Source organism: Prosthecobacter sp., assembly GCF_044373815.1.
GTDB lineage: Bacteria > Verrucomicrobiota > Verrucomicrobiia > Verrucomicrobiales > Verrucomicrobiaceae > Prosthecobacter.
This window is the reverse complement of the sequence record NZ_JBIPNG010000082.1, coordinates 1-17,886: the sequence shown is the minus strand read 5'-3', so window position 1 is coordinate 17,886 and position 17,886 is coordinate 1. Positions and strand designations below refer to the sequence as shown.

Here is a 17,886-nt window from a genome sequence, read left to right as displayed (position 1 = left end):
TTGGCCAGATCTTCGTTGCTGAGGATCGGCGTCTTGAGCTCAATCAGGTGGCAGCTTTCAGGCGTCGGATCGAGCAGATTGCCTTCCGCACCGATGGTGGTGATTGGGGAAGTGACGATTTCCTCGCGGATACAGTCGATCGGCGGGTTGGTGACCTGGGCGAAGAGCTGTTTGAAGTAATCGTAAAGCAGCTTCGATTTGTTGGAGAGCACGGCCAGAGGGATGTCGGTGCCCATGGAGCCGATGGCTTCCACGCCCTCCCTGCCCATGGGAACCATGAGCTTGCGCAGGTCTTCAAAGCTGTAACCGAAGGCCTGCTGGCGCTGAAGCATGGTTTCGTGGTCAGGCGGGGCCACTGGCTCACCGTCCTTGATGTCAGCGAGGTGCACGAGATGCTTGTCCAGCCATTCGCGGTATGGTTTTTCAGCGGCGATCTTCGCCTTGATCTCGTCATCAGGAACGATGCGGCCTTCTTCCATGTTCACGATGAACATCTTGCCAGGCTGCAGACGGCCTTTGAGCTTCACGTTTTCAGGAGCGATGGGCAGGACACCGGCTTCGGAAGCCATGATGACGAGGTCGTCCTTGGTGACGTAGTAGCGGGAGGGGCGGAGGCCGTTGCGGTCCAGAGTGGCACCCATCATGGTGCCGTCGGTGAAGGCCACGGAAGCCGGACCGTCCCAAGGTTCCATGAGGCAGGAATGGAATTCGTAGAAGGCCTTGCGCTGGTCATCCATGGACTCATGGCCGCTCCAGGGCTCAGGAATCATCATCATCATGGCATGCGGTAGCGAGCGGCCGCCCATGACGAGGAGTTCGAGCACGTTGTCGAACATGGCGGAGTCGGAGCCGCTTTCGTTGACGATGGGGAAAAGTTTTTTGACGTCCGGGAACAGCGGGCTGGCCAGCAGGGACTGACGTGCCTTCATCCAGCTGATGTTGCCACGCAGCGTGTTGATTTCGCCGTTGTGGGCGATGTAGCGATAGGGATGCGAGCGCTCCCAGCTTGGGAAAGTGTTGGTCGAGAAACGAGAGTGAACCAGCGCCAGGGCGGATTCCATGTCCGGATCCTGCAGATCGAGGAAATACTGGCCCACCTGCACAGGCATGAGCATGCCTTTGTACACCAGAGTGCGGGAGGACAGGCTGGAGCAGTACCAGAAACTGTCCGCCTCTGCTGTGCGAATGGCGGTGACCGCACGCTTGCGGATGATGTAGAGCTTGCGCTCAAAGGTCTGCTGATCCGGGCAGTTTTCTCCACGCTGCACGAAGGCCATGCGCATGAACGGCTCGCTGGCCTTCGCCGAGAGGCCGATCATGGAATTGTCCACCGGCACATCGCGCCAGCCGAGCACTTTCTGACCTTCTTCCTCGGCCACTTTTTCAAAGGCACGTGCCGCAGCGGAACGCTCAGCTGCATCAGGTGAGCAGTAGGCCATGGCGACGCCGTATTGTCCTTCAGCCGGCAGGGTGAAGCCGAGCGGGGCAGTCACTTTGCGCAGAAATTTGTCGGGCACCTGCATTAGGATGCCGGCACCGTCTCCGGTATTCTTTTCACTGCCCACCGCTCCGCGATGGTCCAAGTTGATCAGAATGGTCAGACCTTGCTGTACGATGGAGTGAGAACGTTTTCCCTTCATCTGACAAATGAACCCGACGCCGCAGGCGTCGTGCTCGAATTGCGGATCATATAGGCCTTGTTTCGGGGGGAGTCCGTGGTTTCTCATTTTTGCGTCAAAAGGGGGGTGGCTTTTAGGCCATGCAAGGGAGTAAATCAACCAGCATTCTATTGGCCAAGATCTAGCTTATTTTAAACGCGCCAGATAATCTCAAGGCTTCCCTTTTTGTGCTGGGGCTCATCCGCCTTGCATCTTTTCGACCTCGCCGCTAAAAACAGGCCATGGTACGTCTAACAATTCTTGGCAGCGGCAGTTCGGGGAACTGCGCTGTTATTTCGACAGAACGCACCACTTTGCTTCTCGATGCAGGATTGAGCGCCAAGCAAATCTGCCTCCGGCTGGACGCCTGCGGCTTTTCCCTCGACATGCTGGACGGCATCCTGCTGACCCATGAGCATCAGGATCACACGGGGGGGATTGAGGTTTTGAGCCGCAAACGTCAGGTTCCCCTGTTTTGCACAGCGCTGACCCAGGAAACCCTGGCTGGGAGCCTCGGATTTCGCAAACCGCCCATCTGGCGGCTTATGACGACGGGAGCGGCTTTTGAGTTTCAGGACCTCCGAATCGAGTCTTTTCCGGTGCCTCATGATGCGGTGGACCCGGTCGGGTTTGTGATTTCGGATGAGGAATCCCGGCTTGGTGTGCTCAGTGACGTGGGATTCGTGACGAATCTGATCAAAGACCGCCTCAGGAATTCCGACAGCCTCTTCATTGAGGCCAATTACGACACCCAACTGCTCGAAAATGACACCAAGCGTCCTTGGTCCACGAAGCAGCGCATCAGCTCGCGCCATGGCCATCTTTCCAACGATCAGGCTGCTGAGCTTGTCCGTGAAATCGCGCATCCGGGCCTGAGTCACGTGGTGCTGGGGCATTTGAGCGATGACTGCAATGACCCCGCCACGGCCTCCCGGTACATCAGGCAGGCGTTGGACGCTGCCGGTGCCACGGAGGCCCGGGTGGTGTGTGCTGAACGCCACAAACCCACGCCGACCATCGAGGTTGTGCGCCGCCGCAGCAGCGGTGTGAGTTTTTGCGTGGCGGCCTCATCGGATTCCTCCGGACAACTGGCTCTTTTTTAACATGAAAAAGATCATCCTTCGCGGCCTGCTGGTTCTGTTTCTGATCGAGGGCCTCTGGCTGGGATGGTGGGTTTTCGGGCGTTCCCCGGAGGAGCAGGTGCGTGCCGCGCAGGCAAATTTGATCGAGGCGGTTGAAAACCGTGACTGGAAGAAACTGGAGAAATTGATGGCGCCAAACTACACGGATGCCTTTGGCCACAACCGCGACACGGCGATTCTGGACGGGCGTAAATATCTGAGCGGCTTCTTCATGCTGATCTTGAAGACGGATCAAACCACCCTCAAAGCGACGAAAGGGCAGGGAATGGTGACTTCGATGATCCGCCTCGAAGGCAATGGCGTGGGATACAGCCACATGATCGTAGGCTATGTGAACCAGTTTACCGAGCCGTGGGCTTTTCACTGGAGCAATCCCGGCCGCTGGCCATGGAACTGGCAGGTGAACCTGATCCACCACAACCAGCTTGTGATCCCGCAAGTGCAAGAATGACCGCGCTGAGCGGACCTCACGGCACGCCGTGACCCTTGGCAGCCTCCCAGAGGCCGTACCAGTCTTCGCGCTCCAGCTTGATTTCCGCCGCTTTCACCACGGCCTGGATGCGTTCCAGTTTATTGGTGCCGATGATCGGCAGCGGGCAGGAAGGATGCGCCATGATCCAGGCGTAGGCGAGCTGATCGAGCGTGGCCCCGCCGTATTTGGCGGAAAGCTCGGCGGCTTTGGCATGGAGCCGGACTGCGGCAGGATCTTCCTTTTCCATCAGGGCGCCCTTGGCCAACGGGGACCAGGCCATGGGCAGGATGCGGTGGCGCTGGCATTGGTCAGCCGTGCCGTCGTAGATCGGGTCCATGTGCAGGAGGCTGAACTCGACCTGATTCGTCGCCAGCGGCTGGTCCATGCGCGAGTTCAGCAGATCGAACTGGTGCACATTGTAGTTTGAGACGCCGGCGCTGCGGATTTTGCCGTCTTTGAGCAGCCTGTTCAGGCCCTCGGCGGTTTCGTCGGCGCTGGTCAGCCAGTCGGGACGGTGCACGAGCAGCAGGTCGATTTCATCAATGCCCATGAAACGCAGCGATTTTTCCGCGCTTTTGATGATGCGGGCGGCAGTGACGTTGTAGTGAGCGACTTTGCGGTCGGGATGAAACTCGCAGGGGATGTAGATGCCGCATTTGGTGACGATCTCGATCTTGCTGCGGAAGGCGGGGTCGAGCTTCAGCGCGCCACCGAGGGCCTCCTCGACCTTGTAAACGCCGTAGATTTCTGCGGTGTCGAGCGTGGTGATGCCCATGTCGGCACAGGCTTTGAAGCGGCTGAGCAGCGCCTGCGGGGTGCAGTTGGCCGGGTCTGCCTCGTCGAGGATGCGCCAGGTGCCGTAAACGAGGCGTGAGAACTCAGGGCCGTTGGGGGCGATTTTGTGGCGGGTGATCATGGGTGGGCGATCTTTGCTGGCCTTGCCTCGTACGACAAACAAAAAACGGCATCTCTTGCGAGATGCCGTTTGGAAACAGGTTTTAAAACGTACCGCTTACTTCGTCAGGGCGCTGACCTTGACGGCGAGACGGCTCTTCAGACGGGAGGAGGTGTTCTTCTTGAGGACGTTGGTCTTCGCGGCCTTGTCGGTGGCGGAGGCGTATTCGCTGAGGGAGGCTGCGGCTGCGGCTGCGTCCTTCTTCTCAATGGCGGCGACCACCTTCTTGCGCAGGGTGCGGATGCGGCTTTTCACCGTCTGGTTGTGAGCGGTGCGGACCGTCGTTTTGCGGATGTCTTTTTCTGCGGAGCGGATGTTGGCCATAAAAGGAGCGGGGGAAAGGGGCGACGAGAATAGGACGACACCCCCCGCCTGTCAAACTGGAATCCTGTCTGTGCACAACTGGCAGGTTTTGCTTGGCTGCGGAGGGCAATTCCGGTAGAACCGCTGCATACCACCCATGATCGAAGTCGAAATCTACGCGCCCGGCCTCCGTTCTGAGTCCACTGTGATGCAGCTCCGCAACCAGATGGACCACTTTCCCAAGGTCCGCTACAAGGTGGATGCCCGCCATGATCTGGTCTATTTCGAGATCGACAAGCCCGGTGACATCAATCAGATGGAAATTCACCAGATCTTTGATGCCATCGACCTCCAGCCCCGGTTTGTGGGCCAGATTCCCGAGGAACTGCGCACGGGGCAGACCACGAGGCTGGGCTAATTCGCACCTTTTTGCAGCGTCTGGGCCACCTGTTTCATGCGGCCCAGGACGTAATACACTGTCTGGCTGCGCAGCCGGACCAGGTTTGCGCCGATGATGCGAGGCACGAAATCCTGTGGTACCGCAAGGACCTCAGAGAGCGTTGATCCATTCAGCCCCCGGCATAGGATGGTGGCCATCGCTTTGGTCAGGGTCTGCACTTTGGGCCCTAGGCTGATGGCAAAATGAACGTGATCTCCGTGATCGAGGCGGGCGTGCACCCCGACGGTGTCGGTGCATTCGGCATCGTGCCGCACATCCTCCAGATCGAACTTTTCGCCCTCCTTGGGCGCGTGGGCGGCTGCGGCAGCCGCGAGGTCGATCAAATTCTCCCGCCGCTCGCCTTCCGGGAGCGATTCAAAAAAGGTGATCAGTTCGCCCAAGGCGGCGGGGTATTCGGCCATGCTCACTTCTTGGCCGGTTTGAGCGCCAAATCCACCACAGGCATGGCGATGAATTTCTGCCACTGCGCTTCGCTCTCGGCCTGCGAAGCCACCCCGTGATGCACCCACAGGGCGTAGCGCACGCGCAACTTTTTCTCCTCAGTGACCTCTACCGGGGTGTCCAGGCTCAGGCAGCAGCCCATCCAGCCGTCATTGCGGACATGGAAGGCTGTCGGGTTGTGCGGATTCATGGGGTGATTCATCAAGGTGATGCCGCCGAAGCCGTCCGCGTCGTTGGTGATCCGTCCGCTGTAGTCGCACCAGCGCGCTGGTTTGCGGAAGACGGCCTCCTCATTGAGCTGTCCTTTCGAATTCAAAATGCGGCCACCGCCGTCATGCACGCCGATGCTCTTCGCCATACGAACTGCCACCAGTCCGAAGCCGGTGGCACCAAACGTTGTCGTTTTTCCCTTCGGTGGTGAAAATTCGAGGTCGATGATCATGAACCAGCTTTTGGCGCCGTCGACGGGGCGGATCTCCGTGCGGCGCACCTCGGTTAATTGAACCGACTTGTCTGCTTCGCTGATCCAGTGGTTCACCATGCGCATGGAGGCAAACTCGTCGGTGTCCTCGTAGCCTTCTCGTGACACCTCCACGTTGACGATGCGACCCTGTTTCTTGGCGTAGTCTCCCCAGAAATCGAGGTCGTTCACCATGTTGTGCGTCACCCACACGCTGTTGTGGTGGGAATGAGTCAGCGGATCATGCGGATGCCCCATGCGTGTGAGGCTCACGTCTTTAGAGGCGCGGATTGGGTGCCAGAATGGGCGCATGTCCTGAGGATCGAAATGCATGGCGGTCAGTTCCCGGCCGTCGAGCTGAAACGAGGTGATGTGATGCGGCAGTGGCACGGCCTGCACGCGTGGGATGGGTTTCGCCGTGGGCAGTTGCGCCAGGGCTGCCGTCGCAGAAATTAAAAACAGGATGGAGTGTTTCAGCATCTCTCCACAACGCTGCTTCGCGCTCCGCTTTTCCATTCTCAGTTCTTCCATTTCTCCTAGAACTCGCCAAACTTCCGGCTTCACCCATCCATGAAGCACATCCTTCTTTCACTCCTCCTCGCCACCGCATCCTTTGCGGCCACGATCCCCGAAGCCGCCAAAGTCGGCCAGTTTTTCGCCGGCTGCCAGGCTTACAGCTTCCGCATGTACAATGTGTTCGAAGCCATCGACAAGACCGCCCAGAGCGGTGGCAAGACCATCGAGTTCTACCCCGGCCAGAAATTTTCCACCGCCAAGCCGGATGCGAAGTGGGATCACAACGCCACACCGGAAATGATCGATGAGGTCATGAAGCACCTTGAAGCTAAAGGCCTCACCGCTGTGGGTTACGGAGTGGTCAAGCTTGGCAAGGATGACGTTTCCAACCGCAAGATTTTTGAGTTCTGCAAGAAGCTGGGCATTGGCGTGATCGTCACGGAGCCCGATGTGACCGCGCTCGACAAGATCGAAGTGCTTGTGAAGGAATTCGACATCAAGATGGCCATCCACAACCATCCCAAGCGCCCGCTTGATCGCGCCTACATGTTCTGGGACCCGAACTACGTGCTCGATCTCGTCAAAAACCGCGACGCTCGCATGGGCTCCTGCGCTGACGTGGGCCACTGGGTGCGCAGCGGGCTGAATCCTGTGGATTGCATCAAGATTCTCAAAGGCCGCATCTTTGACAGCCACATGAAGGACCTCACGGCCTTCGGTGACGTCAAGGCCCATGACCTTCCTTTTGGCACCGGCAAGAGCGACATTCCCGCCATCCTTGCTGAATACGCCGCCCAGGGGTATCCCGGCCCATTGCACTGCGAATATGAGCACAACTGGGAGACCAGCGTGCCTGAGATCACCCAGTGCATGGATTTCGTGCGCAACTGGAAGCCTGCGAAGTAAGTCAGACGAACTTTCTGAGAAGCCGGGGACTGTGGTCCCCTGCTTTTTTTGTGTCTATTTGGTCTCGCCCATCAGTTGCTTGACCGTGGGCTCAATGGCCTCGGCCCAGATGCGGTAGCCCTTTTCGTTGGGGTGGAGGAAGTCGGGCATGATGTCCTTGGTGATCAAACCTTCAGGGGTGAGGAATTTCGGGCCGATGTCGAGGAAGGTGACGTTGTGAGTGCCGTTGAGCTTGGAGATGATGCTGTTGATCTCGGCGATTTTCTCGCGCTGCGGGTTGGGCTTTTCGCCGCGTGGGAAGATGCCCAGCAGGAGGATTTTGGACTGTGGCAGGCGCTTGTTGAACTCCTGCACGATGGCTTCGATGCCTGCGGCGATGTCGGGTGCGGAGCAGGTGCCTGTGTTGTTTGTGCCGATCATCATGACGACGAGCCTGGGTGCGATGCCGTCGATGGCACCATGCTGGAGGCGCCAGAGGACGTTCTCCGTTTTGTCCCAGCCGAAGCCGAGGTTGCCGGCGTTGCGCGGGGCGTAAAATTCGCCCCAGGTCTGCTGTCCGCGCATGGCGTAGCTATCGAACTGTTCCCCGCCGAAGAAGTGCGTGATGGAGTCGCCAATGAAGAGGATCTGCGGCTTGGCCTTCTTCACGGCGGCGCTGGTAAGTTCGTGGCGCTTGGCCCAGTCGTAGCTTGGCCAGCTTCGGTCTTGGGTAGTGGCCACGACGGTGCTTGGTGCGGGAACGACAAAACTTGGCAATGGCGCAAACACTTGTTCGGTGGCTTCGCTCACGTTTTTCCGATCTTTGGCAAAGGTGCGTGCTTTCACGGTGCCGCCGTGGGGAAGGTCGATGGGAGCGAGATAGGGGTTTGATTTCGCGATGGGATCCTCGCCATCAAGGGTATAGAGGATCGTGGTATCTGGGGTTGTGGACTCGAGGGTCACGATGCCGCTTGGACTGCGCTTTGCGGTGGGTGGCGCGAGCTGCAGTGCAGTCTGGGCGCAGAGCTGGGTGCTGAAAACCAGCAGGGAGAGAAGCAGGTGTTTGCTCATAGAAGTGTGAGGCTAACAAGAATGCCGCGCGCTGTCCATGCGAGCGTGCGAATCCAGTTGGTGAGGATGAGGCGGCGGATGAGAGGGGCATCGAAACCGCGTCCGAGCCGGGTGTGAATGGGGGCCTGAAAAACCGCCGTGGTGAGCCAGATGATGGGGATAAGGCCCGAGCTTATGATGAATGGCTGCGCCTGCCGTCCCTCATAAAGCAGCCATGCGGCGGTGGCGGCCTCCACGAACAGCAGAGGCGCGACGATGAGGCCGATGCGGAAGCAGTGGGCGAAATGATAATCTCGAAACTCCGCCGGGGCCACGCGCCGGAACTGGGGATAGACGAGGATCTGCACAACCCAGATCAGGCCGACCAGCATCCAGGTGACCGCGAGGTGGATTGAGAAGAGCCAGGTCATCGCGCTCAGGGCTGAATCGATCCGACGTCTGCGGCTTGATGCAGCTTCTGCATCTCGGCATCGCTCAGGGCGCGGTTGAATACTGCGAGTCCGCCGAATTTGCCGATGGTGGCCTCTCCGGTCATCGAGCCGACGGCCATGCGCGCGCCGACGGTGAAGTCAGACGGGGCGATCTTGGTTTGTGCATGCAAGGCGGGATCGTATTTGAAGATGCCACGGCCATGGTAGTAAGGGTTCATGCCGCGATCTTTGCCTTCAGGGCCTTCCTTGATGAAGTAGGGATCGTTGCGCTTGTCTTTGACGGCATCCAGCGTGCGCATATCGAGCACGCCGTTGATGTAGGCGCGGATGTATTTCGAGTCATATGTGAAGGCGAGTGTGCACCACTGCTCTTCCGGGACTTCGAGCTTCGTGGCTGCGTAGTCGGCGCACCAGGGGAACTTGGTGCCGTCGGCACGCATCGTCACGCCGCCTTCGCTGCTGATGTGGGGCACGAGATTGCGCGGGCCGCCGTAGGTGGGCATGTTCATGAGCAGCGCGTACTGCCGTGTGCCGGTGTCGTCGTTCGCGCCTTTGCCCTCGCTCCACATGCCGGCGATGGTGCGGCTCTTTTTGAGGTCGACGATGCGGACGACGGCGAAGAGTGTCACCTGTGCATCCTTGCCTGAGATGTTTAAATCTCCCGTCTCGGCATGCTTGATTTCAAAATACTGATGCCCGTTCAGATCTGCTGAGTAACCGGAGAATGGCCCGCCGGTTGCGCGTTTGATGGGGCCGTTCACCTCGCTGAGCGGGTGTTTTTCCTGGGTGCCTTGTGAGACACGTTTCTGACCTGCTTCCTCTCCAAAGGTCCAGAAGCCCACGAGGCCGGGTGTCCTTTCGATGACGGTGGCGTCACCGGCAAAGGCTGATGTCAGGGTGATGGCTAGGGCGGGAAGAATTCGGATCAGGGAGCGCATGGAATGGAGGAGGATGGCAGGCACATCGAGGCTTGGGAAGGATGTTTTTGGACATCAAAAATAAGGTCCGGCTTCGAACCCGGCAGTCGCGGTATTTGGGAAGAGCAAAAGAGTCGCGGCTTCTGTGACGTAGTTGCCTGTGCCCATGTCTTTTCAGCCTGCCATATTTTGTCGTGCCCTTGCCCGCGCCTTGAGAAGCGGCGTATTGGCACTTCTGCCCACTGCGGTGCTGGCGGTGGACTATGAAAAAGAGATCAAACCTCTGCTGAAGGAGCGCTGCTACACCTGCCACGGGGCTTTGAAGCAAAAAGCCGGTCTTCGTCTGGACACCGCCACGGCCATGCACAAGGGCGGTGACAATGGCAATATTCTATCCGGCGATACTGTGCTGCTGCTGGAGCGCGTGACAACCGCTGACAAAGATGACCGCATGCCGCCGGAAGGCGAGGGCTCCATGTTCACAGCGGAGCAGGTGGCCAAACTGCAGGCCTGGGTCGCCGCCGGGGCTCCGGCTCCTGCGCAAGAAAAACCTGAGGATGACCCGCGTGCGCACTGGGCCTACCAGCCTCCCAAATCCTCCGGCTATTCCATGGATGCGCTGTTGGAGGCCCGCCTCGCGGCGAAAGGTTTGAAGCCGCAGCCTGAAGCTGCGCCGGAGCTTTGGCTGCGCCGCGTTTATCTGGATCTCATTGGTCTGCCTCCCACGCCCGCGCAGATTAATTCCTTTTTGAAGGACACTTCTGCCCCTGCGCGCTTGCGGCTGGTGGATCAACTTCTGGCCACGCCTCAATATGGCGAGCGCTGGGCACGCCACTTCATGGACATCTGGCGCTACTGCGACTGGTACGGCCTCGGCGCCCAGCTTCGCCACAGCCAGAAGCACCTCTGGCACTGGCGCGACTGGATCGTGGAATCGCTCAATGCCGACAAGGGGTACGACCAGATGATTGTGCAGATGCTGGCCGCGGACGAACTCGCGCCGGAGGATCGCGACAACCTGCGTGCCACCGGTTTCCTGGCCCGCAGCTACTTTCTCTTCAACCGCACCACCTGGCTGGACGAGACCATCGAGCACACCTGCCGCGCGTTTCTGGGACTGACGATGCAGTGCGTGAAGTGCCACGATCACAAGTATGACCCCATCGAGCAGACGGACTACTACCGCATGCGTGCCATTTTCGAGCCGCTGCATGTGCGGCTCGATCCTTGGGAAGGGGAATCTGATTTCGAGAAGAACGGTCTGCCGCGTGTCTTTGACCTTCATCTCGATCAGCTGACCTACCGCCATGTGCGGGGAGATGAGAAAAATGAGGACAAGTCCAGGCCAATGCCGCCCGGAGTGCCTCGCGTGCTGGAGTTTGCCTCATATGAGGCCAAGGCTGTGAAGCTGCCACCTTCCTCGTCCAGACCGGTGCTGCTGCCGTTTGTGCTGAAGGATCATCTTGCAGCGGTGGACCTGCAGCTGGCCCAGGCGCAGAAGTCTGGGGATGCAGGAGCGGTGAAGCTGGCGGGACTCCGTCTCGCCATGATCAAGGCGGTGCATGCTGCTGACCTTGCCAAGGGTGACAAACCCACTGCGCAGGCAGCAGCGTTGGCCGAGGCGCGTTATGGCGAAGCCAAGGCGGAGGATGATCTTGCTAAAGCAGAGGCCGCGCCCAAGGCCAAGGAGGCAGACAAGAAGATCAAGGCGGCGCGGGAAGCGCTGGAGAAAGCCCGCACGAAAGTGGGCGCTCCAGGAGACGTGTACACCTCGCTGCCTGCGAGTTTCAAAGCGCAGGAAGGCCCTGGGGAGGCTGGCAATGCCAAAGTGCAAACCTATCCTGAGACCAGCACGGGGCGCCGGCTGGCGCTGGCGCGATGGATCGCCGACAAGCGCAATCCGCTCACTGCGCGGGTGCTGGTTAATCACGTGTGGGCACGGCATTTTGGCGTGCCGTTGGTTGCAGATGTGGGCGACTTGGGCCGCCGCTCCTTAGCGCCTCTACACCAGGATGTGCTCGACAGCTTGACGACGGGCTTCATGGAGAACGGCTGGAGCATGAAGTGGCTGCATCGCACCTTGGTGCTGTCCGAGTTGTATCGGCGCAGTTCCTCCAATGCGGGCGCTGATCCCCAGACTCTCGCTGCAGATCCTGACAATCACTTTCTGTGGCGCATGAATCCGCGCCGCATGGAAAGCCAGCTCGTGCGAGACAGCCTGCTGCACCTTTCCGGCCGACTGGATCTCACCCTGGGTGGTCCGAGTCTGGATCCTGCCAAAGCGGAGACTAGTCCGCGGCGCTCGTTGTATTTTATCCAGAACGCCGATGTGGAGCACCGGTTCCTGGCCGTCTTTGACAACAGCAACGTGTTGGAGTGCTATCGCCGCAATGAAAGTGTGGTGCCGCAGCAGGCGCTGGCGCTGACGAACAGCGGGCTCAGCCGTGAGTGTGCGAATGCGCTGGCTGCGTCGATGACCAAGCTGGATGCGCCCACATTTATCGATCAGGCGTTCCTTGCCATCCTGGGCCGTCTGCCGCTGGAGGCGGAGCGACAGGCAAGCCTCGAAGGCTTCCGCGCCCTGAGCGAGGACCGCAGTCTGTTTCTCCAGGCTCTCATCAACCACAACGACTTCGTCACCCTGCGATGATACCGCGCCTTCCACCCACGCCTTTCCTGCGCCGAGACATCCTCGGTGGACTCGGCAGCATTGCCATGGCGTCCATGCTGCGAGGAGAGGAAGAATGGCTGCCGCCCGATGGTCTGCCGATGATTCCCCAGCGGGCCAAGCGTGTGATCTGGCTCTTCATGCGCGGTGGGGTGAGCCACATGGAGAGCTTTGACCCCAAGCCGATGCTCACGAAGTATGCGGGCAAGTCCATTGGCGAGACGCCTTACAAGGACGTGCAGAATCCCGAGAAGCTCAAGAAGGTGCGCGTGGTGGTGGTGAACGATGCGAATGGCCAGCAGCGCAATGTCATTTATCCGCTGCAAACTGGCTATAAGCGCTACGGGCAGTGCGGGGTGGAGATCAGCGACTGGTTTCCGAACATTGGCTCATGCGCGGACGAGATCTCCTTTATCCGCAGCATGTGGACGACGGATGACAACCACGGGGCGCAGGTGCAGTTTCACAGTGGAAGGCACATGCTGGAGCCACGGGTGCCGACGCTCGGTGCTTGGGTGACCTATGGCCTCGGCTCCATGACGGACAATCTGCCGTCCTTCATCAACATGGGACCGCGCTTTTTCGATGTGCGGGACGGCCACTATCTCGGCCCTGCCTATGATGCGGTGAACTTGAAGGTGGATCCGAAGAACCCCCTCACCTATGCCGCGCCGGAGTTTCAGATCGGCAGGCAGCAGCAGGAGGCTCAGTTTGATCTCATTCACCGGCTCAATGGATTGAATGCGGAGCAGTATCCTGGAGACAAGACGCTCGCTGCGCGCATGAAGAGCTACCAGCTGGCCTACAACATGCAGACCGCCGTGCCGGAGACGATGAACCTCGATGCTGAGAGCGCGGAGACGAAAAAACTCTACGGCATGGATGACAAGGTGGCGGAACCGTTTGCCCGGCAGCTCATCGTGGCGCGTCGTCTCGCTGAGCGTGGCGTGCGTTTCATCCAGCTTCAGCATGGCGATGGGGCGGCGGGTGCGTGGGACTCGCATTCCGGGCTGAAGAAGAACCACTCCAGCCTCGCGCAGCAGGTGGACAAGCCGATCTCCGGACTGCTGAAGGATCTCAAACAGCGCGGGATGCTGGATGACACGCTCGTCGTCTTTGCCACTGAATTTGGCCGCACGCCCGGCACGCAGGGCAGCGATGGGCGCGATCATCACCCGTATGGCTTCAGTGTGTGGATGGCCGGCGGTGGTATCAAGGGCGGTATGATCCATGGCGGCACCGATGAGCTAGGTTTTCACCCGGTGGAGCACCCGCATTACGTGACGGATGTGCATGCCACCATCCTGCATCTGCTTGGGCTGGATCCGCATCGCCTGGAAATCCCCGGCCGCAAGCGGCTGGAGCGGGATTTCGGCAAGGTGATTCCGCAGATCCTGGCGTGAGGTAAAAAATATCAGTTGCCGATTTAATGGACGAGTGTCCAATATATCGTCATTATCAACCACCATGAAAGCACTCGTCAAGGCACGGTCTGAACGCGGTCTCTGGCTCCAGGATGTCCCGGAGCCGCAAGTCGGCATCAATGATGTCCTCATCAAGGTCCGCAAAACGGGCATCTGCGGCACGGACCTGCACATTTACAAGTGGGATGCCTGGGCGCAGAAGACGATCCCTGTGCCGATGGTGGTGGGGCATGAGTTTGTGGGGGAGGTTGTCAGCGTTGGTTCAAACGTGAATGACTTCCATCCCGGCGAGATCGTCAGCGCCGAGGGGCATGTGGTGTGCGGGCGCTGTCGCAACTGCCTTGCGGGCCGGCGCCATCTTTGCAAAGACACTGTCGGAATCGGTGTGAACCGCACTGGGGCCTTTGCCGAGTTCATCAGCGTGCCGATGACCAATGTCTGGCATCACCGCGAGGGAGTGGATGAGGAAGTCGCGAGCATCTTTGACCCGTTCGGCAATGCCGTGCACACGGCGCTGGCGTTTGAATGTCTCGGCGAGGATGTGCTCATCACGGGGGCAGGTCCCATCGGCATCATGGCGATACCGGTTGTGAAACATGCGGGGGCGCGACACGTCGTCATCACGGATGTGAACGAGTACCGCCTCAACCTGGCGCGTGAGATGGGTGCGACGCGTGCGGTGAATGTCTCGACTGAGAAGATCGAGGATGTGCAGAAGCAGCTAGGCATGAAGGAGGGCTTTGATGTCGGCCTCGAAATGAGCGGGAACGCCGCCGCCTTCCGCAGCATGATCGACAACATGTGCCACGGCGGCAAGATCGCCATGCTAGGCATTCCCAGCGAGCAGATCGCCATCGACTGGAACAAGGTGATCTTTAACATGCTCACCATCCATGGCATCTATGGCCGCGAGATGTATGAGACCTGGTATCAGATGAGCGTGATGCTTGAAAGCGGTCTCAACATCAAGCCGGTCATCACTCATCGATTTCACTACACCGAATTCGAAAAAGGCTTTGCCGCCATGGAGTCCGGCAACTGTGGCAAGGTGGTGCTTGACTGGTCCGCATAGATTTACGGCTCTTGCTATCTTCTGCGATATTCGTTAGGAAAGACCTAACGATGAAAGCCAAACCTAACGCCCCTCAAAGAATCGGCACGACGGCCGACTCTCCTGCGCGCCGTTACTTCAAGGAAGTGCGCTTCAGGCAGATTCGCGCGCTGGTGGAGCTGTCGCGGCAGGGCAGCTTTGCGGCGACTGCAGCAGCGATGAATCTGGCCGTGCCATCCGTATGGCAGCAGATTCGCGCGTTGGAGGATGAATACGGCGTGCAGTTTGTCGTGGCGGAAGGCTCCAAAGTGTCACTCACCGACGATGGCCGTGCGCTGGTGGATCTAGCGGCGCCCTTGGTTGAATCCTTTGACGGCCTGCGGGCGATGTTTGAGGACCAGCGAAGCTCGGCCGCCCGCACGCTGACGGTGGTGGCGCCGTCTGCCATGCTCACCGGTGCGCTGCGACGGCCGATCATTCTGTACCGTCAGAATCACCCAACGGTGAAGCTCGTGCTGCTTGACCGGCCCTCCTACATGGCCAGACAGGTAATCGAGAAGGATGAAGCTGATCTGGCGATCATGGGGATGGCCACTGGGGACGAAGTGATGCCGCAGTTTCAGTATCAGGCGCTGGCGCGGTATGCCTTTTATCTCATGTGTCCGGCGAACCATGCGCTGACACGCGCACGGCAGCTGACACTCGCCAACATCATCAGCCAGCCCTTGGTGCTGGCTCCGGAGGAAAGCAGCTCTCACCGGCAGATCCGGCAGGTGTTTGCCCAGGCAGGCCTGGCGGAACGCATGAACGTGACGGTGACGGCCACGAACCGCGCCCTGCTGATGAATTATGTGGCCATTGGGTTCGGCATTGCCATCGGTACCAGCGCGGCGAGCGTGAAGCCGCCGAAACGTGCGGCTGGGGAGGCGGAGGTCGTCGTGCGTGAAGTTGCTGCATTGTTTGGCCATGAGGAGGTCTTTCTGGTGCAGCGCAAAGGCCGTTTCGAGCCTGCTCATGTGAGGGCCTTTCGCGAACTGGTGATGAAGGCGTTTTGAAATAGAACGCAGGCATTAGACAAAGACGAATGGTCTGCGCAGAGCATCCCACACTCGGTGGCGTGGACGAGACAACCTTTCTCACACTGTTTGTCGAATAAGCCGCTAGGGCGGGGCACGCCGTGACTTGGGATGAGTTTGTGCGTGATGCGAAAGCCCTCGCACTTGATCTGGCTGGATTGAAGGCGTGAATTGGACCTCAGGGCACGTAATCTTGGCCCAACTGCTGATGAAAACTTCTCCTGCCTCCTGCTTCCTGGTCTTTGGTTTGACATTGATGTTCGGCATCGCTGCTCGCGCGGATGATTTGAAATCACGCCTGCAGGATGCGGGAGTCAGCGACACCACAGCGAGCAGGTTCCATGACTTTGCCGAACTCGATTTCAAACTTCCCGAGGATGGAGCTGCATGCAAAATCGTCGCGCCGAAGAAGGCAGCCCGTGGGTGTGGCGTGCGCGTTTCTGGGGTCATGAGCCCGCCTTTGACATCGCCATGCTGGAGCACGGCTATCATCTTGTGTATTGCGATGTGGTCGAGTTTTGGGGTGCTCCCAAAGCCGTGGAACGCTGGAATCACTTTTACGCTCTCGCGCAAAAGATCGGCCTCGGTGCCAGGCCCGTGCTTGAAGGCATGAGCCGCGGCGGCACCTACATCTTCAATTGGGCGAAGGCCAATCCTACCAAGGTCACAGCCATCTATGGGGACAACCCGCTGCTGGACCTTCGCGCCTTCCCCAACGGCACACCCGAAGCCAGGGCCATGAGAAAGCAATGCCTCGAGAGTTACGGCATCACCGAAGCACAGCTTCCTGATTTCAAGGGCAGCCCGGTCGATGGACTGGAAGCTCTCGCTGCTGCCAAAGTGCCGGTCTTTCTGGTGCTCGGTATGAAGGATGATGTCGTGCCGATCACCCAGCATGCCGATGTGCTCGAAGCCCGCTACAAGGCTCTCGGTGGCTCTGTCACCCGCTGGGAGAAGCCTGATTCCGGGCATCATCCGCATGGTCTCAATCCAGTGAAGCCTTTGGTGGATGCCGTTCTAGAAGCGGCGAAGTAGTTTGGGTGGGTAAATTCCTCGTTGCCAAAATACAGGATATGCGTCCAGTATATCGGCAGATATGAATACGACCTTCGCCACGCACCTCACAACGCAGCTTGATGCCATCCGCGCTGCGGGCACCTACAAACGGGAGCGCGTGCTCTCCACGCCGCAGGGCACGCTGGTGCGTGCGAATGGCGGCAAGGCGGTGCTCAACATGTGTGCGAACAATTACCTTGGCCTCGCACAGCACCCCAAGGTGCGGCAGGCGGCGCATGAGGCGCTGGAGCACTGGGGCTATGGACTGGCCAGCGTGCGCTTCATCTGCGGCACGCAGGGAGTGCACAAAGAGCTGGAGGCTTCTTTGTCGGATTTCCTTGGCACAGAGGATACGATCCTCTACGGCTCCTGCTTTGACGCCAACGGCGGGCTGTTTGAGACAATCCTCGGCCAGGAAGATGCGATCATCAGTGATGAACTCAATCATGCCTCCATCATCGATGGTGTGCGGTTGTGCAAAGCGCAGCGCTACCGCTACAAGAATTGCGACATGGCCGACTTGGAGGCGCAACTGATCGCGGCCGATGAGAAAGGTGCGCGCTTCAAACTGATCGCCACCGATGGTGTGTTCTCGATGGACGGCTTCATCGCTCCGCTGAAGGCGATCTGTGATCTGGCGGACAAATACCATGCGCTGGTGATGGTGGATGACTCTCATGCCGTGGGATTCATGGGCAAAACAGGCAGGGGCACCCATGAGCACTGTGATGTCATGGGGCGCATCGACATCCTGACCGGCACGCTGGGCAAAGCTCTTGGGGGTGCGAGTGGTGGCTACACCAGCGGGAGAAGAGAAATCATCGAACTGCTGCGTCAGCGTTCGCGGCCATATCTGTTTTCGAATACGCTCTGCCCGAGCATTGCGGGTGCCTCCATCGC

General features: G+C 59.2%; 18 protein-coding genes. 10 read left to right on the top strand and 8 right to left on the bottom strand.

All coding sequences use genetic code 11. The features are described from left to right. Positions 1 to 1,727 (bottom strand): glutamate synthase central domain-containing protein (locus ACIREA_RS09500; protein ID WP_397382028.1); only part of this gene is annotated, 1,727 nt, incomplete at its 3' end. Between the two features lie 173 nt (positions 1,728 to 1,900). Between ACIREA_RS09500 and ACIREA_RS09495 the strand changes: the two genes are divergently transcribed. Together ACIREA_RS09495 and ACIREA_RS09490 are read left to right on the top strand one after the other, a co-directional pair. Then, positions 1,901 to 2,761 (top strand): MBL fold metallo-hydrolase, encoded by an 861-nt coding sequence (locus ACIREA_RS09495; RefSeq protein WP_397382027.1) that lies wholly within the window; start codon positions 1,901 to 1,903, stop codon positions 2,759 to 2,761. Position 2,762: 1 nt separating this feature from the next. Beyond that, positions 2,763 to 3,251, top strand: coding sequence for a hypothetical protein (locus ACIREA_RS09490; RefSeq protein WP_397382026.1), 489 nt, complete (start codon positions 2,763 to 2,765; stop codon positions 3,249 to 3,251). A 16-nt stretch (positions 3,252 to 3,267) separates the two neighbouring features. Here the strand turns inward: ACIREA_RS09490 and ACIREA_RS09485 are convergent, their stop codons facing one another. Next, positions 3,268 to 4,188, bottom strand: coding sequence for an aldo/keto reductase family oxidoreductase (locus tag ACIREA_RS09485; RefSeq protein WP_397382025.1), 921 nt, complete (start codon positions 4,186 to 4,188; stop codon positions 3,268 to 3,270). A gap of 96 nt (positions 4,189 to 4,284) precedes the next feature. Beyond that, positions 4,285 to 4,551, bottom strand: a complete 267-nt coding sequence (gene rpsT, locus ACIREA_RS09480; RefSeq protein ID WP_397382024.1) for a 30S ribosomal protein S20 — start codon at positions 4,549 to 4,551, stop codon at positions 4,285 to 4,287. Positions 4,552 to 4,687: 136 nt separating this feature from the next. On the opposite strand from rpsT, the gene ACIREA_RS09475 reads away from it, so the two are divergent. Beyond that, positions 4,688 to 4,948 carry a hypothetical protein gene (locus tag ACIREA_RS09475; protein ID WP_397382023.1) on the top strand — a complete coding sequence of 87 codons (261 nt, stop codon included), beginning with the start codon at positions 4,688 to 4,690 and terminating at the stop codon, positions 4,946 to 4,948. Here the strand turns inward: ACIREA_RS09475 and ACIREA_RS09470 are convergent. Both ACIREA_RS09470 and ACIREA_RS09465 read right to left on the bottom strand, forming a co-directional pair. Next, positions 4,945 to 5,391 (bottom strand): SufE family protein, encoded by a 447-nt coding sequence (locus tag ACIREA_RS09470; protein ID WP_397382022.1) that lies wholly within the window; start codon positions 5,389 to 5,391, stop codon positions 4,945 to 4,947. The genes ACIREA_RS09475 and ACIREA_RS09470 overlap by 4 nt on opposite strands. 2 nt (positions 5,392 to 5,393) lie before the next feature. Beyond that, complete coding sequence (locus tag ACIREA_RS09465; RefSeq protein WP_397382021.1) at positions 5,394 to 6,371, bottom strand: PmoA family protein; 978 nt, start codon at positions 6,369 to 6,371, stop codon at positions 5,394 to 5,396. A 90-nt stretch (positions 6,372 to 6,461) separates the two neighbouring features. Between ACIREA_RS09465 and ACIREA_RS09460 the strand changes: the two genes are divergently transcribed. Further along, positions 6,462 to 7,313, top strand: coding sequence for a sugar phosphate isomerase/epimerase family protein (locus ACIREA_RS09460; RefSeq protein ID WP_397382020.1), 852 nt, complete (start codon positions 6,462 to 6,464; stop codon positions 7,311 to 7,313). 54 nt (positions 7,314 to 7,367) lie between these two features. On the opposite strand, the gene ACIREA_RS09455 is transcribed toward ACIREA_RS09460, so the two are convergent. The 3 genes from ACIREA_RS09455 to ACIREA_RS09445 are packed head-to-tail and all read right to left on the bottom strand — an operon-like array spanning position 7,368 to position 9,732. Then, positions 7,368 to 8,363 carry a GDSL-type esterase/lipase family protein gene (locus tag ACIREA_RS09455; RefSeq protein WP_397382019.1) on the bottom strand — a complete coding sequence of 332 codons (996 nt, stop codon included), beginning with the start codon at positions 8,361 to 8,363 and terminating at the stop codon, positions 7,368 to 7,370. After that, positions 8,360 to 8,773 carry a hypothetical protein gene (locus ACIREA_RS09450; protein WP_397382018.1) on the bottom strand — a complete coding sequence of 138 codons (414 nt, stop codon included), beginning with the start codon at positions 8,771 to 8,773 and terminating at the stop codon, positions 8,360 to 8,362. The genes ACIREA_RS09455 and ACIREA_RS09450 overlap by 4 nt, the downstream gene beginning before the upstream one ends. Positions 8,774 to 8,778: 5 nt before the next feature. After that, entirely contained in the window at positions 8,779 to 9,732 is a 954-nt protein-coding gene (locus ACIREA_RS09445) for a hypothetical protein (RefSeq protein WP_397382017.1), read from the bottom strand. A 205-nt stretch (positions 9,733 to 9,937) separates the two neighbouring features. On the opposite strand from ACIREA_RS09445, the gene ACIREA_RS09440 reads away from it, so the two are divergent. The 6 genes from ACIREA_RS09440 to ACIREA_RS09415 all read left to right on the top strand — a co-directional run. After that, complete coding sequence (locus tag ACIREA_RS09440) at positions 9,938 to 12,361, top strand: PSD1 and planctomycete cytochrome C domain-containing protein (RefSeq protein ID WP_397382016.1); 2,424 nt, start codon at positions 9,938 to 9,940, stop codon at positions 12,359 to 12,361. Then, positions 12,358 to 13,782 carry a DUF1501 domain-containing protein gene (locus ACIREA_RS09435; protein WP_397382015.1) on the top strand — a complete coding sequence of 475 codons (1,425 nt, stop codon included), beginning with the start codon at positions 12,358 to 12,360 and terminating at the stop codon, positions 13,780 to 13,782. The genes ACIREA_RS09440 and ACIREA_RS09435 overlap by 4 nt, the downstream gene beginning before the upstream one ends. A 64-nt stretch (positions 13,783 to 13,846) precedes the next feature. Next, complete coding sequence (gene tdh / locus ACIREA_RS09430; RefSeq protein WP_397382014.1) at positions 13,847 to 14,875, top strand: L-threonine 3-dehydrogenase; 1,029 nt, start codon at positions 13,847 to 13,849, stop codon at positions 14,873 to 14,875. 50 nt (positions 14,876 to 14,925) lie between these two features. Next, the gene (locus ACIREA_RS09425; protein ID WP_397382013.1) at positions 14,926 to 15,909 is read left to right on the top strand and encodes a LysR family transcriptional regulator; all 984 of its coding nucleotides are present in this window, start codon (positions 14,926 to 14,928) and stop codon (positions 15,907 to 15,909) included. Positions 15,910 to 16,317: 408 nt separating this feature from the next. After that, entirely contained in the window at positions 16,318 to 16,965 is a 648-nt protein-coding gene (locus tag ACIREA_RS09420) for an alpha/beta fold hydrolase (RefSeq protein WP_397382012.1), read from the top strand. Between the two features lie 61 nt (positions 16,966 to 17,026). Then, positions 17,027 to 17,886, top strand: an 860-nt coding sequence (locus tag ACIREA_RS09415; protein ID WP_397382011.1) for a glycine C-acetyltransferase, incomplete at its 3' end; no start/stop codon positions are given.